This is a genomic window from Bacillus sp. BSL6 (assembly GCF_052928345.1).
Genome location: NZ_JAVGCW010000011.1, coordinates 1 through 14276 on the forward strand (window position 1 = coordinate 1; position 14276 = coordinate 14276).

Below are 14276 nucleotides of genomic sequence, written 5' to 3' on the forward strand. Positions count from 1 at the left end.
GTATTAGGCACGCCGCCAGCGTTCATCCTGAGCCAGGATCAAACTCTCCAATAAAGTTAGTTTGTCTAGCATCTAAAATAAAAATTGACGTTTCACGTTGTTTGTTTCGTTCAGTTTTCAAAGAACTAAAAGCGGGTGAAGAGAATCGAACTCTCGACCAGAGCTTGGAAGGCTCTTGTTTTACCACTAAACTACACCCGCGTGGTCGGGAAGACAGGATTTGAACCTGCGACCCCCTGGTCCCAAACCAGGTGCTCTACCAAGCTGAGCCACTTCCCGTAATTGGCGCGCCCGAGAGGAGTCGAACCCCTAACCTCTTGATCCGTAGTCAAACGCTCTATCCAATTGAGCTACGGGCGCTTATTCATGATGTTTTTTCGTCGTTGTATTTTGGCGACTCAATTATCTTATCATACTACATTTTCAAATGCAAGTACTTTTTTAAAAGATTTTTTGATGCGGCCGAGAGGACTTGAACCTCCACGGGGTTTCCCCCACTAGGCCCTCAACCTAGCGCGTCTGCCGTTCCGCCACGACCGCGCGGAAAAAACAAAAGTGAGCCATGAAGGACTCGAACCTTCGACCCTCTGATTAAAAGTCAGATGCTCTACCAACTGAGCTAATGGCTCGTAAATGGCTGGGCTAGCTGGATTCGAACCAGCGCATGACGGAGTCAAAGTCCGTTGCCTTACCGCTTGGCTATAGCCCATCGAAATACTTATCTTCTTTTTCAAAGACAAATGTTATTGTACCATAATGACCAATAAAAAACAACTGCCAATTAGCAGAAGTTAAAATGGCGGTCCCGACCGGGGTCGAACCGGCGATCTCCTGCGTGACAGGCAGGCATGTTAACCACTACACCACGGGACCATTTAATCTTTACATTAATATCATTTTACTTTTCATTATAATATTATGGTGGAGGATGACGGGATCGAACCGCCGACCCCCTGCTTGTAAGGCAGGTGCTCTCCCAGCTGAGCTAATCCTCCGAAGTGGTGACCCGTACGGGATTCGAACCCGTGTTACCGCCGTGAAAGGGCGGTGTCTTAACCACTTGACCAACGGGCCAATATGAATGGCAGAGAAGAAGGGATTCGAACCCTCGCACCGCGTTCGCGATCTACTCCCTTAGCAGGGGAGCCCCTTGAGCCACTTGGGTACTTCTCTGTATGGCTCCGCAGGTAGGACTCGAACCTACGACCGATCGGTTAACAGCCGATAGCTCTACCACTGAGCTACTGCGGAATAATAAAGACAATTTGTATCTTATAAAAATTCTCATCGTAAGTCAAGAGGTTTTTTTACAACATCTTGTACAAACGTGACATGTTTATAATATACTGGATTGCGTTTTCACTGTCAAGATGTTTTCTTTATCAGATTTAGTTTACCTTTACACTTTCCGCAGACATATCTTTTCGTATTAATTTGACGTCTTCTTACATATTGAAGCAAACACTCCATACATTCATATACATAAACCCTTTTTTCTTTCTCTGCATTCACCATACGTTTACAAAATCGTGGTGCATCAACTGCCTTTAATAGTTCTCGAAAATCCTTATCCCGATGCTTATACCCTCTTCCTGTAATATGTAAGTGATAATGACAAAGTTCATGTTTAACAATTCCAACTAATTCTTCTTTCCCATACATTTCGTAATATCGATAATTCAGTTCAATATTGTGTGTATTCAATAGATAACGCCCACCAGTTGTGCGCAATCTACTATTAAACATCGCCTTATGTAAAAATGGCATTTCGAAATATTGTAGCGATACTTCTTCCACTAGCCGCTGGATTTCTTGCTCATCCATTTTCATTCCTCCTAAACAAAAAAATATTTTTACACTTTTCTCCTCTCTTATACATATATTAAATAGTACATATACCCATCCTCATTCAAGAAGCGTGGTTTCTAAAAACATAGCAAAAATAGAAATCCACTCACCAACCTCTCATCAATAGTACCTTACATTTATGAGAGTAGGATTAAACAAGGAGGGATTCCTATGCCTACATGGCTCAAAAAACAAATGCAACGCGCATATTTTGAAAAAAACCGGTATCAAATTAAATTATTAAATGAATGCTGGTTTTATTATAGCAAAATACATCAAAGTTCCTAATCCATTACACGTTTTGCCCTATAAAAAAAGAGCAGTTTCATCTGCTCTCTTCTCTTACTATTCAATTGGCAACATAGATAATGCAACGCGACTTTTTTTCGTATCAATATCATCTACCCATACTTTGACGATTTGTCCAACAGATACAACATCTAACGGATGCTTCACATATTGTTTGCTTAGTTTAGAAATATGTACTAACCCATCTTGTTTCACACCTACATCAACAAAAGCACCAAAATCAACAACGTTACGTACTGTTCCTTCCAGTTCCATACCACGTTTTAAATCTTCTAATTTCAAAATCCCTTTTTTCAGAAGCGGTTTAGGCAACTCATCCCTCATGTCTCGCTCTGGACTAATGAGTGCATCTATAATATCGACTAATGTTGGCTCTCCAATTCCCGTTTCTTCCGACAACTTAGAAATCTCCACTTCTTCTAAACTCTTTTGTAATTGTGGTTGCCCTACGTCATCTTTTGATAAACCTAGACTCTTTAATAACAATTCAACATTTTTATATTGTTCTGGATGAATACCTGTACGGTCTAACGGGTTTGCCCCTTCTAATATACGTAAGAAACCTATACATTGTTCATATGTCTTCGCACCTAGACGTGGTATTTTCTTTAAGTCTGTTCGTTTTGTAAATTTCCCTTCTTCTTCACGCTTTGCTACAATATTTTTCGCAACAGTTTTTGATAAGCCTGAAACATATTGCAACAACGCAACTGAAGCTGTATTTACATTCACACCGACTTGGTTAACTGCTGTCTCTACTACAAACGTTAATGATTCATTTAATCTTTTTTGAGACACATCATGTTGATATTGTCCAACCCCAACTGATTTAGGATCAATCTTTACAAGTTCAGCAAGTGGATCTTGCAGACGTCTACCGATAGAAACCGCACTTCTTTCTTCAACCTGTAAATCCGGGAATTCCTCACGGGCTAAATCAGAAGCCGAATACACACTCGCACCAGCTTCATTCACAATAATATAGAAGACTTCTCGTTTCACATTTTGTAATACATCAACTATAAATTCTTCTGATTCTCTAGAAGCTGTACCATTCCCAATCGCAATCATTTCAACCTGATATTTATCTATAATAGAAAGAACTTTCGCTTTTGCATCTTCATATTTACGCACTGGTGGATGCGGATAAATAACATCAATATATAGAACTTTCCCCGTATCGTCTACGATAGCTAATTTACAACCCGTTCTATATGCAGGGTCTACAGCTAACACAACCTTTCCTTTCATTGGAGGTTGTAATAACAAATTACGTAAGTTCTCAGAGAAAATATGTATTGCTTGTTCCTCAGCTGTTTCTGTTAATTCTTTTCGAATCTCCCTTTCAATAGAGGATTGAATTAATCGTCTATAACCATCCTCAATTGCTAACTTTACATACTGTGCACTTTTTGAATCGTTATTACGAATTACTTTCTTATATAAGAAAGTTACTATCTCATCTACTGGCGGAACAACAGAAACTCTCAATATATCTTCTTTCTCACCGCGATTCATCGCTAATACACGGTGCGGCACGACTTTCTGCAACGGTTCTTCATAATCGTAATACATTTCATATATATTTTTTTCATCTTTCTCTTCATCTTTTACAGCCGAAGACATAACACCTTTTCTAAAAGTAACATTCCGAATCCAACTACGATATGCTGCTTCATCTGAAACGATTTCTGCAATAATGTCTTGAGCACCTTGTAATGCTTCTTCTGCAGATTGCACTTCTTTCTCGGCATTTATAAACTCCATTGCCTTCTGATTCGGATCTTCTTTTGTATATAACAATAACCATTCAGCTAATGGCTCTAGTCCTTTTTCTTTTGCAATCGTTGCTTTCGTTCTTCTCTTCTCTTTATATGGACGATATAAATCTTCTACTTCTTGCAACTTTGTAGCTTTCACAATTTGCTGACGTAATTCTCCTGTCAGTTTCCCCTTCTCATCAATAAGACGAAGAACCTCTTCTTTTCTATCTTCAAGCTGCATTATATATTGCCATCTCTCTAAAATCGTACGAATTTGCACTTCATCTAAAGAGCCTGTCCATTCTTTTCGGTAACGAGCAATAAATGGAACTGTGTTACCTTCTTCTGTTAATTGAATAACATGACGAACTTGCTTTTCGGTAAAGCCTAATTCCTTCACTAACATTTTCATTAACGCTTGTCGATTATCTACCATTTCCATATACAACCGTAACCTCCTCTATAATAAAAAAAGTTGCCCTTCAAAGAGAGCAACTTAAACTGCCGATTTAAAAATCTATTAGTCCTAAACTAATTTGTAGCGCTTCATCTACACGAATCATCATCACTTCATCTAAGTGAGTGATTTTGTCCGTTAAGCGCTGCTTATCGATTGTTCGAATCTGCTCAAGTAAAATAACAGAATCTCTCTCAAAACCGTACTTTTTCGCATCAATTTCCACATGAGTGGGTAATTTCGCTTTTTGAATCTGTGCAGTAATAGCCGCTACAATCACCGTTGGACTAAAACGATTTCCGATGTCATTTTGAATGACAAGAACCGGACGAACGCCTCCTTGCTCAGAACCAACAACTGGGGAAAGGTCTGCAAAATACACGTCGCCGCGTTTTACAATCAAAATATTACCCCCCGCTAACTAAGCGTTCTACTGTATGAGCTGCTTCATACTCTGCTAAGAAAGCTTCAGATGCAATACCAAGATTAATTTTTCCCATTTCAATGTACCCACGTCGCATTGATTCATGTTGGTAGCGTTTCTTCGTCTTATGTTGACGCAATAACAGTTGTGTTGCCTGGCAAATTAGTTCATGGCGATTCTTATTCTCTTGTTTTCCAATTCCGTCCAATTCCGTTACCATTTGCTTTGGCAACCGAACCACGATTTCAGTAGTTACACTTGATTCGGACACAAAAATACACCTCCACCGTCAACTACACACCCAAATATATATATGACACCTATTGTAATAATACCATTGTATGGAGCCTGTTGCAAAGACTTCCTTATTCCTTGCTTATGTTTTCCAATTCACAAACAAAACATTCATATTCTTTTATTTTTTATCTCATTACAACAAGAAACGAAAAAGTTTCCGTGCTAAATTCACGTTACATTATGTTAAAAGTAAAGATAAGTAAAAAGCTTCTCGTCAAAAATGAACTTATTCTTAACCAATGAACAGTCCTCTCACATGACAAGAAGCAAATCATACTACCTTCTATATATCGTTCAAATAATTGATTACTTCCACAACTTTACCATTCCGTATAAATATTCTCGGCACACGAAAACTGATCGTTGTAATAATTTCATAATTAATAGTCCCTGAATATTCCGCAACCTCCGTAGCGCTAATATATTCATCTCCTTGCCTTCCAATGAGTGTAACTTTCGTACCAAGAGGCACTTTACAAGGAAGATGAATCATGAATTGATCCATCGTTACTCGCCCTACAATCGGTACCCTTTTACCATTTACAAGCACTTCAAATCCTTGCAATCTTCTAAGCCAGCCATCTGCATAGCCAATTGCAACGGTCGCAATCCATTCTTCCGTCTTCGTTCGATAAGTGACGTTATAACTAATTCCATCCCCTTTAATCACCTGTTTAATATGAGCAACTTTCGTATGCAATGATAGCGCTGGTTCTAATTTAAACGGTAAAAAAGGGCGTATTTCTACAGATGGAGATAACCCATACATCGCAATGCCAATTCGTACTGCATTAAATGTAATCCCTTGAAAACGTAGCGTTGCAGCACTATTAGCTGTATGAACAAACTTAGGATCCACTCCGAATTCTTTCAACCAACTTAACTGCTCCAAAAATGTGTTATATTGCTTATCAAAGTAAGAAGTCTCCACCTCATCTGCCGTTGCAAAATGCGTATAAACTCCTTCCAATTCTAAGAATGGTGCACCTTCTAAGCTTTTTAAAAATCCTTTTAATTCTTTACGTTCACGTATTCCAATTCTCCCCATACCACTATCGAAATTAATATGGTATTTCATCGTAGACGAACCATCCCAAAGTTTGATTGCTTCATCTACCCATTCCTTTTGAAAAACAGTTAATGCTACATCATTTTCAGCAGCTACATTTATATCACGAGGAGGAGAAGGACCTAACACTAAAATCGGCGCAGTAATACCAGCTCTTCGAAGCACTAAAGCTTCATCTAAGAACGCAACTGCTAACCTTGTCGCCCCCGCTTCTAATGCTGTTTTAGCCACCGGTACATAATCGTGCCCATATGCATTCCCTTTAACAACGGCAAAAATTTCTACATCACTCGGGATAAATTCTTTAATATGTGTAACGTTGTTATAAATGGCATCTAAATCCACTTCCACCCAAGTGTCACGGTAAAATGGCGCTTCTTCCATAAACACACTTCCTTATACACGATATGCGAAGCTTATTCTTTTATATGCTTCTTTTATGAAATCCACCCTTCAAACTAAGAAAAGACGTGGTGCACATATATCACCACGTCTAAGAAGTTTACTTCACTTGCTTCTCTGTAACTGAACGAGCAACCATTAACAGCTCCTTCGGCTCTAAACCTTTAGACACGAGCATATATTCTACTCCGTTATGCGACCACGTTAAAGAGTCTTTCGTCAATGCTCCAATTGTAAAACCAAGATCAACCAATTCCCCGCTCACACTTATCGCTGACGAAGCCTCTGCAACTTTTGCCTTTTCTTGTATTAAAGTAAAGGATTTCTTACTTCCAGTGTATGTGAGTATCGCACGCTTGCCACTGTCTGTCTTCAACTCTTTTTCATCTTTCAAAGTCATACCTTGCGGCGTATCACGCGGATACAAAATAGCAAATGGTTTGTCTTCTTTCGCTGTTGTTTGAACATCTACTTGCGCTCTAGACATATTTTGTTTCGTATCAAATGCACCTTTATCAAATTTCGCGCCGAATTTCACTTTAGAGAAATCTACTTTCACAAGAACATTTTGATCATTATCCATTAACTTCACTGAAACTGGCGTTAAATCACTTTTCTTCAACGTAATCTCTTGTCTCGGCAACATGTTTTGATGCTGATAGTTTGTTTTTGTTTTAAAAATATAATGCTTATCTGTTTTTTCAAAAGTAAGGTTTTTCTTATCCTGTAAAATATCTCTCACAAGAGATTCGTATAAATAAGCCTGGCTACTATTTTGCGGCCAATCACTTTGGAAACGGAAACTCTTATTAAGAGCTGGCGTTAATACAAATACTCCTTCTTCATTCCTTAAAATAATTTGGCTTTGATCTTTTTTCGCATTCTGCAAATTCACACGATAAAAAGAAGGTTCCTTATGCCATATTTCTACCTTATACTCCTGAGGCTCATTCCCTGTTTTAATAGATAATTTCGCTTCAGCTTGATAGCTTTTCAACCCTTTTACTTTCGCTTCTAAATCTCTCACAACATCATCTTGTTTCTTTTCCATACAACCGGCCAACACAAAAACGGTTAATAAACCGACAAGAACTAAAAACAGACGCCTTTTCATCACTTCAGCCCCTTTGCCCCTATAAATGAATGGAAGATGTACCTTCCTTATCGCTACCACAAATATATGAGACAAAGATATAAAATATGCAGACTAGCGTGACGAGCTTTCTAAAACAACTTGAGCAACAGCAAATTCCTTACTATGACTAATTGATAAATGAACAATATGTTCTGTACTCGTAATAAGAATCGGCTTCCCTCTATCATCATTTCTCACTTCAATATCTAAAAAACTCACTTCTTTCCCAATACCAGTTCCTACCGCTTTTGAATACGCCTCTTTCGCTGCAAATCTTCCAGCTACAAACTCTGTAAGGCGGCTTCCCTTCAGCCCCTTAGCAACATTACGTTCACTTTCAGTTAAAATACGTTCTATAAATTTAAGCTTTCCATCTAGCATTTTTTCAATTCGATTCAATTCAATAATATCGATTCCAATCCCTACAATCATTTCAAAATCCCCTTCTTCTATTTAGCTTTCTTTTTTCATATTGTAAGAATAACAGAGAATCTTTCTGATGCAAAAGGAGTGATACTCACAATATGCTCATACCATCCGCCCGCATTTCCTTACAACCAATCGTCATCGCTTTACTTCTCTTACAATTAATTATGATTATATTAGGAAATTTTTCCCTATTTCCTATGGCAGCTTCTAATGAATATATCGCTAAAGGAGAATGGTGGCGTCTCATAACTTCCCTACTCGTACATGTAGACTTATCACATTTTCTTTCTAATAGTATTTGTTTATTCGTCCTTGGCTCTTCTATTGAAAAACAACTAGGCCACTTTTCTTTCATCATTATTTTTTTCCTTTCTGGCATTCTCGGAAATATTTTCTCTTATCTTATTATGCCCCATGAATATATTCATGCCGGGGCATCTGGTGGTATCTTCGGATTGCTAGGTGCACAGTTATTTCTAATGTATAGCCGCTATCGTTCTTCCAATCCAAGAGACATCGCTATTTTTTCAATCATGATATGTATATTACTACTATTCACTTTCTTCAATCCCTCTGCCAACCCTATCAGCCATTTAACAGGATTGATCATTGGTGGTATTTGCACCCCTTTATTAATAAAAAAACTCGATGGTGCAGAGCTCATTTAATATAAAAGCTCGCACCATCGATAATTTCCACATCTGTTTGTTTACTTAAATCCCTCATGAGTTGAAATAAAGACTCATCCTTCATCTTCGCTTCAATCATACAATCAATTTGTGGAACACTTCCCTTTATCTTTTTTAAAAAAGATAAAAAAGTATCTACATCAATAAAGTCCGCATGTGCTCTCGGGTCTTTTCCCTCTCTAGGACTAGAAATGTGCATTTTCACTGGTAACAAAGACGATTCCCACGTATGTACGACACGCGCCCAATCTTCATGCCAATCTTCTCGATCATGATTCATCATATGGTGATGTAAATCAAATACAACGGGAATGTCCAATTTTTCTCCTAAATATAATGTGTCCTCGAGCGTAAAAGTTGTATCATCATTTTCTAACATAATCATTTCCTGAATACCTCTTGGGACATTAGACCAATTCTCTATAAAACGCTCTAATGCAAGCTCTTTATCTTTATATCCACCCCCAACATGCATTACACATCGTTGCTTATGTTCAATCCCCATACCTTTTAATAATTTTCTATGCATCTGTAACGTCTTTACAGATTTTTTAAAAATATTCTCCTCAGCTGAATTGAGTACAACAAAATGATCTGGATGAAAATCAATACGCATATTCATTCGAATAGCGTAATCACCTAGCACTTTTAAATTTTCTTTTAAAGGGCGAATATAATTCCAATCTAACAACTCCTCATGATTCGCTAAAGGAATCAGCTTGGAACTAAGTCGAAAGAACGATATGTCATGTCCTTTATTATGCTTTAATAATCGTAAACAGTTTTCCAAATTCGAATTAGCAATTCTTTCAAGTTTACGAATCGCTGCTTCCCGATCATCTATTTTTTGAAACTGCGCGTACGTCATCGTTTGAGATGGAGATGCATTTTTCAAATGTACACTCATCGCGACATAGCCAAGCCTTACAAGCATGCGGCACCTCATTTCTACATAAGTTATTATGTAGTATGTACAATTACAGAAATAAAAAAAAGAGAATGCCGGCAAAGGGCATTCTCTTTTTTCATTATTAAGCTTGTGGCTTACGGCTATGATGTTTTCTTTCGCCGCGTCCGTTTGAAGATCCTGGGCGTCCTTGACCTTCGCCACGACGACCACGGTTACCATCACGGCTACCTTCACGATTGCGATCACGGTTACCGTCACGATTACGACCATCACGATTGCGGTCACGGTTACGACCATCGCCACCGCGTCCATCACGACTACGATTACGGTTACCATCACGGTATCCGCCTCCGTTACCGCCGCGTTTTTTAGAACCGCCACCTCTTGCAACAACTGGTGGTTCTGATGTTAAAGCGATTGGAGTTGTATCCGGCTCTTTTGTCATCATTTTTAAAGCAGCAGCTACTACTGTTACAGAGTCGTTCTCTTCTAACATTTCTTCTGCAATACGCTTGTAGTATGCTAAGTTTTCATTTTCAATTGTGCTTTGAAGTTTTTCAGCGATTAAACGTTGTTGACCTTCTAGTGCCTCGTCAAGTGTCGGTGCATCCATGCGGTCCATTTTACGTTTTGTTGTACGCTCGATATTTTTTAATTGTCCAGATTCACGTGGTGTTACAAATAGCATTGCAATACCTTTTTTACCTGCACGACCAGTACGGCCAATACGGTGAACATATGATTCTGGATCTTGTGGAATATCGAAGTTATATACGTGTGTTACGCCTGAAATATCAAGACCACGTGCAGCAACGTCTGTTGCAACAAGAACTTCAATAGAACCTTCTTTGAATTTACGTAATACAGACATACGTTTCGCCTGAGTTAAATCACCATGGATACCTTCTGCAGCATAACCACGTAAATTTAATGCCTCTGATAATTCATCAACACGACGCTTTGTACGACCGAACACAATCGCAAGCTCTGGAGATTGAATATCTAGTAAGCGTGTTAACACGTCAAACTTTTTCTTTTCTTGCACTTCTAAATAGAACTGCTGAATGTTTGGCATTGTTACTTCTTTTGCTTTTACTTTAATGTGTTGAGGCTCAGTCATGAAACGCTCAGCAATACGACGGATTGGGTCCGGCATTGTCGCTGAGAATAGTAATGTTTGATGTGTTTCTGGCACATCTGTTAAAATTGCTTCAATATCTTCAATGAAGCCCATGTTTAACATTTCATCCGCTTCGTCAAGAACAACTGTCTCTACGTTTTGTAAGCGAAGTGTTTTACGGTTAATATGATCTAAAATACGACCCGGCGTACCAACAATAATGTGTGGGTGTTTTTTTAGAGCACGAATTTGGCGGTTAATATCTTGACCACCGTAAATTGGTAAGATACGAACGCGTTTATGTTTACCAATTTTGTATAGCTCTTCTCCAACTTGAATTGCTAATTCACGCGTTGGCGCGATAACAATACCTTGAACCGATTCTTTATGTGTATCCACTTTATCTAATAGTGGTAATCCGAATGCTGCTGTTTTCCCTGTACCTGTTTGTGCTTGCCCAATAATATCCTTACCTTGCAATGCATGTGGAATTGTTTCAGCTTGAATTGGCGTAGCCTCTTCAAAGCCCATACTTTCAACAGATTGCAGTAAAGAATCACTTAATCCTAATTCTCGAAATGTTGTCAATGTTACTTCTCCTTTTCTATCCTATACTTATCATTTAAAAAAAGGCGTTTTCCGAATTTGCGGAAAAGCCCTTTTCCTGAATGCTCACGTATATAAACGGGCGTATATTCTTCACGAAAATACTTCTAAACGTTATTACACTTTATCAATTATAAGTTTTGTATGTGTAAAAAGCAAACCCAACTGTTACCTTATTTTCATATTAAGAGTTTTTTTCTTCACTTTTATTTTTTTATATTTACTGTAAGCGCTTATTATAAGTTTCTTCTTTTTTCGTTGCTATCATCCCTATTTATATACACCAATTATTTCAACATCGTAATTACTTCTTCCAATTTCATACCGCGAGATGCTTTGACTAATACAACATCTTTTGCATCGACTACTGCTTGCAACTCTTTTACTAACTCTTCTTTATTATCATAAGCCTTCACACGTTCGTTAGGGAAATTAATTTTCGCTCCCTCAGCAATTTGAGCCCCTAATTTACCATATGTGAACACATAGGAGATTTTTGCTGGATCGATTAATTTACCTACCTCATAATGAAACTGTACTTCTTGATCTCCAAGCTCTAACATATCGCCGAGAACAACAATTTTTTTAGAGAATCCATCTAAACCATTCATTAGGTGGAATGCTGCTTCCATAGCTGTTGGACTTGCATTATAAGCATCGTTGATAATTGTTAATCCACTATTTGTTTTTACAATTTCCATACGCATGCCTGTCATTTGAAGCGTTACTAAACCTTCTTTCATCTCTTCCCACGTTACACCAAAGTGTTTCGCAATTGCCATAGAAGCAAGCGTATTATACACATTGTGTTTCCCTAATACTGGTAGATAGAATGAAATGTTTTCTTCTCTATTCATTTTAAAGTGTGTCCCAGTTGCTTGTAACGTTACAGTCGTTGGATAATAATCATTTGCTCTAGCATCACCAAACGTAACTGTTTCAGCTATTAGATTCATTTCAGGAACACGATTTGTTAATAATGGCTCGTCTCCGTTATATACGAACACTCCACCTTCTTGTAATCCTGTCACAATTTCTAATTTCGCTTCAGCAATTGCCTCACGAGAGCCTAAATCCATTAAATGTGCTTCACCAATGTTCGTAATGATAGCTGCATTTGGACGAGCTAACTTAGATAGGAATTCAATTTCCCCGCGGCTTGACATTCCCATTTCTAATACAGCCACTTCTGTATTTTCTTCTAAGTTTAAAATAGTAAGAGGGAGCCCGATATGGTTATTGAAGTTTCCTTCTGTTTTTTGAACTTTGAATTTAGTCGCAAGAAGACTTGTTACAATATCTTTTGTAGATGTTTTACCGTTACTACCTGTCACACCAATCACTTTAACATCCAATTGGTCGCGATAGTTTTTTGCTAACATTTGTAATGCTGATAGCGTGTCTTCTACAAAAATAACCGGAAGATTCTCAGGTGGATTTGCTACATCTTTCATCCATAATGTCGCCACAGCTCCATTTTCAACAGCTTTATCTACAAAAGCATGTCCATCGAAACGTTCACCTTGAATCGGAACATATAAGTTTCCTTTTTCGATTTTTCTCGTATCAATAGACACTCCTTGTATAGTAATTCCCTCATACTGCTCTGCTAATCCCGTACCATTTGTCATTTGTTCTACTTGTTTTAACGTTCGATTTATCATAAAAACACTCCTTACATAGAGGAAGCACTATTCCTTCGAATAGTGCCTCCTCCTTTTTTTGTTAGATTGTATATTTAATTTTTTGTTTTTCTTCGTGACGCTCCATTGCTAAACGAATTAGCTCTTCAATTAATTCCGGATACGGTAATCCAGTATGTTGCCATAGTAGAGGGAACATACTAAACGGCGTAAATCCTGGCATCGTATTCACTTCGTTAATGTATACTTCTCCATCTTTCGTTAAGAAGAAATCAGCTCGCGTTAAGCCAGCACCATCTAACGATTGGAATGCAACAATCGCATCTCGCTTAATAACATTAGACTCTTCTTCTGTCATTTCAGCTGGAATAATTAACGCTGTATCACCATCGATGTATTTCGACTTATAATCATAGAAGTCTTTTTTAGGTACGATTTCACCTACAACTGAACATTTCGGTTCATCATTACCTAGTACACCAACTTCTACTTCACGTCCAACGATATTTTCTTCCACAATAATTTTACGGTCAAATTGGAATGCCTCTTCAAATGCATTCTCAAGTTCTTCACGATTTTTACACTTATTAATCCCAACACTTGAACCAAGGTTTGCTGGTTTTACGAAGCAAGGGTATCCTAATACTGCTTCTACTTTTTCATATGCTGTTTCACGATCTTTTTCCCATCCGCTACGAATGAACGATGCATATTTCGCTTGTTTCAATCCAGCTTCTGCAAAAATGTTTTTCATAACAACTTTATCCATACCAGCAGCAGATGCTAGAACACCATTTCCTACATAAGGAATGTTCATTAATTCTAATAATCCTTGAACCGTTCCATCTTCACCATTTGGTCCATGTAGTAATGGGAAAATAACGTCGATAGCATTTTCCTCAGCATTTGCAGATGGAATGATTTCTGTGCTTAAAGATAACGGAGAAATCGCATTTTCTGCACCGCTCATTTTTAGAACTTCAACATTTGTTACTTCGCCTTCAATACGCTCACCGCGCACCCATTGACCTTGTTCTGTAATATAAATTGGATGAATCTCGAATTTATCTTGATTTAATGCTTTAATAGCAGCAAGAGCCGTTTGTAGCGAAACTTGATGCTCAGCTGATTTTCCACCATATAATAAACCTAATTTAATTTTTGTCACTGAAATC

13 protein-coding genes and 11 tRNA genes are annotated in these 14276 nt (G+C 38.0%); 2 read left to right on the forward strand and 22 right to left on the reverse strand.

Annotated elements, in window-relative coordinates:
• Window positions 1–130: 130 nt before the first annotated feature.
• From RCJ96_RS24470 to RCJ96_RS24525, 12 genes are all read right to left on the reverse strand, one after another.
• Window positions 131–201 (reverse strand) — tRNA-Gly (locus RCJ96_RS24470).
• Window position 202: 1 nt separating this feature from the next.
• A tRNA-Pro gene (locus RCJ96_RS24475) sits at window positions 203–279 on the reverse strand.
• A 4-nt stretch (window positions 280–283) separates the two neighbouring features.
• A tRNA-Arg gene (locus tag RCJ96_RS24480) sits at window positions 284–360 on the reverse strand.
• A gap of 97 nt (window positions 361–457) precedes the next feature.
• Window positions 458–540 (reverse strand) — tRNA-Leu (locus RCJ96_RS24485).
• A gap of 16 nt (window positions 541–556) precedes the next feature.
• A tRNA-Lys gene (locus tag RCJ96_RS24490) sits at window positions 557–629 on the reverse strand.
• A 5-nt stretch (window positions 630–634) separates the two neighbouring features.
• Window positions 635–709 (reverse strand) — tRNA-Gln (locus RCJ96_RS24495).
• 88 nt (window positions 710–797) lie between these two features.
• A tRNA-Asp gene (locus tag RCJ96_RS24500) sits at window positions 798–873 on the reverse strand.
• 46 nt (window positions 874–919) lie between these two features.
• A tRNA-Val gene (locus RCJ96_RS24505) sits at window positions 920–995 on the reverse strand.
• 4 nt (window positions 996–999) lie between these two features.
• Window positions 1000–1074 (reverse strand) — tRNA-Glu (locus RCJ96_RS24510).
• 8 nt (window positions 1075–1082) lie between these two features.
• Window positions 1083–1173 (reverse strand) — tRNA-Ser (locus RCJ96_RS24515).
• A 3-nt stretch (window positions 1174–1176) separates the two neighbouring features.
• A tRNA-Asn gene (locus RCJ96_RS24520) sits at window positions 1177–1251 on the reverse strand.
• Between the two features lie 114 nt (window positions 1252–1365).
• Window positions 1366–1824: a SprT family protein gene (locus RCJ96_RS24525; protein ID WP_087931187.1), complete on the reverse strand. Its 459-nt coding sequence runs from the start codon at window positions 1822–1824 to the stop codon at window positions 1366–1368.
• Between the two features lie 195 nt (window positions 1825–2019).
• Between RCJ96_RS24525 and cmpA the strand changes: the two genes are divergently transcribed.
• A complete protein-coding gene (gene cmpA, locus RCJ96_RS24530) occupies window positions 2020–2136 on the forward strand; it encodes a cortex morphogenetic protein CmpA (RefSeq protein WP_001143642.1) in 117 nt (38 codons plus the stop codon).
• Window positions 2137–2193: 57 nt separating this feature from the next.
• Here the strand turns inward: cmpA and RCJ96_RS24535 are convergent, their stop codons facing one another.
• From RCJ96_RS24535 to acpS, 6 genes are all read right to left on the reverse strand, one after another.
• Window positions 2194–4362 (reverse strand): Tex family protein, encoded by a 2169-nt coding sequence (locus RCJ96_RS24535; RefSeq protein ID WP_416504599.1) that lies wholly within the window; start codon window positions 4360–4362, stop codon window positions 2194–2196.
• A 67-nt stretch (window positions 4363–4429) separates the two neighbouring features.
• Window positions 4430–4780 carry a type II toxin-antitoxin system endoribonuclease NdoA gene (ndoA, locus tag RCJ96_RS24540; RefSeq protein ID WP_000635963.1) on the reverse strand — a complete coding sequence of 117 codons (351 nt, stop codon included), beginning with the start codon at window positions 4778–4780 and terminating at the stop codon, window positions 4430–4432.
• A 4-nt stretch (window positions 4781–4784) separates the two neighbouring features.
• Window positions 4785–5072 (reverse strand): antitoxin EndoAI, encoded by a 288-nt coding sequence (locus RCJ96_RS24545; protein ID WP_000004570.1) that lies wholly within the window; start codon window positions 5070–5072, stop codon window positions 4785–4787.
• Between the two features lie 309 nt (window positions 5073–5381).
• Window positions 5382–6551 carry an alanine racemase gene (alr, locus tag RCJ96_RS24550; protein WP_000390601.1) on the reverse strand — a complete coding sequence of 390 codons (1170 nt, stop codon included), beginning with the start codon at window positions 6549–6551 and terminating at the stop codon, window positions 5382–5384.
• Window positions 6552–6669: 118 nt separating this feature from the next.
• Window positions 6670–7620 carry a LolA family protein gene (locus RCJ96_RS24555; protein ID WP_139302829.1) on the reverse strand — a complete coding sequence of 317 codons (951 nt, stop codon included), beginning with the start codon at window positions 7618–7620 and terminating at the stop codon, window positions 6670–6672.
• A gap of 156 nt (window positions 7621–7776) precedes the next feature.
• A complete protein-coding gene (acpS, locus tag RCJ96_RS24560) occupies window positions 7777–8136 on the reverse strand; it encodes a holo-ACP synthase (protein ID WP_046199355.1) in 360 nt (119 codons plus the stop codon).
• A 92-nt stretch (window positions 8137–8228) separates the two neighbouring features.
• On the opposite strand from acpS, the gene RCJ96_RS24565 reads away from it, so the two are divergent.
• Window positions 8229–8801 carry a rhomboid family intramembrane serine protease gene (locus RCJ96_RS24565; protein WP_074608831.1) on the forward strand — a complete coding sequence of 191 codons (573 nt, stop codon included), beginning with the start codon at window positions 8229–8231 and terminating at the stop codon, window positions 8799–8801.
• Here RCJ96_RS24565 and uvsE read toward each other — a convergent pair.
• From uvsE to RCJ96_RS24585, 4 genes are all read right to left on the reverse strand, one after another.
• Window positions 8794–9756, reverse strand: a complete 963-nt coding sequence (uvsE, locus tag RCJ96_RS24570; RefSeq protein ID WP_074608832.1) for a UV DNA damage repair endonuclease UvsE — start codon at window positions 9754–9756, stop codon at window positions 8794–8796. The genes RCJ96_RS24565 and uvsE overlap by 8 nt on opposite strands.
• Before the next feature lie 97 nt (window positions 9757–9853).
• Window positions 9854–11440 (reverse strand): DEAD/DEAH box helicase, encoded by a 1587-nt coding sequence (locus tag RCJ96_RS24575; RefSeq protein WP_000206583.1) that lies wholly within the window; start codon window positions 11438–11440, stop codon window positions 9854–9856.
• 305 nt (window positions 11441–11745) lie between these two features.
• Entirely contained in the window at window positions 11746–13122 is a 1377-nt protein-coding gene (gene murF / locus RCJ96_RS24580; RefSeq protein ID WP_000610683.1) for a UDP-N-acetylmuramoyl-tripeptide--D-alanyl-D-alanine ligase, read from the reverse strand.
• Window positions 13123–13183: 61 nt separating this feature from the next.
• Window positions 13184–14269: a D-alanine--D-alanine ligase gene (locus RCJ96_RS24585; protein ID WP_074608834.1), complete on the reverse strand. Its 1086-nt coding sequence runs from the start codon at window positions 14267–14269 to the stop codon at window positions 13184–13186.
• Window positions 14270–14276: the final 7 nt, after the last annotated feature.

Coding starts and splice junctions, on each gene's coding strand:
- RCJ96_RS24525 (WP_087931187.1), bottom strand. CDS start 1,824: ATGGATGAGCAAGAAATCCAGCGGCTAGTGGAAGAAGTATCGCTACAA.
- cmpA (WP_001143642.1), top strand. CDS start 2,020: ATGCCTACATGGCTCAAAAAACAAATGCAACGCGCATATTTTGAAAAA.
- RCJ96_RS24535 (WP_416504599.1), bottom strand. CDS start 4,362: ATGGAAATGGTAGATAATCGACAAGCGTTAATGAAAATGTTAGTGAAG.
- alr (WP_000390601.1), bottom strand. CDS start 6,551: ATGGAAGAAGCGCCATTTTACCGTGACACTTGGGTGGAAGTGGATTTA.
- RCJ96_RS24555 (WP_139302829.1), bottom strand. CDS start 7,620: ATGGAAAAGAAACAAGATGATGTTGTGAGAGATTTAGAAGCGAAAGTA.
- acpS (WP_046199355.1), bottom strand. CDS start 8,136: ATGATTGTAGGGATTGGAATCGATATTATTGAATTGAATCGAATTGAA.
- RCJ96_RS24565 (WP_074608831.1), top strand. CDS start 8,229: ATGCTCATACCATCCGCCCGCATTTCCTTACAACCAATCGTCATCGCT.
- uvsE (WP_074608832.1), bottom strand. CDS start 9,756: ATGCTTGTAAGGCTTGGCTATGTCGCGATGAGTGTACATTTGAAAAAT.
- murF (WP_000610683.1), bottom strand. CDS start 13,122: ATGATAAATCGAACGTTAAAACAAGTAGAACAAATGACAAATGGTACG.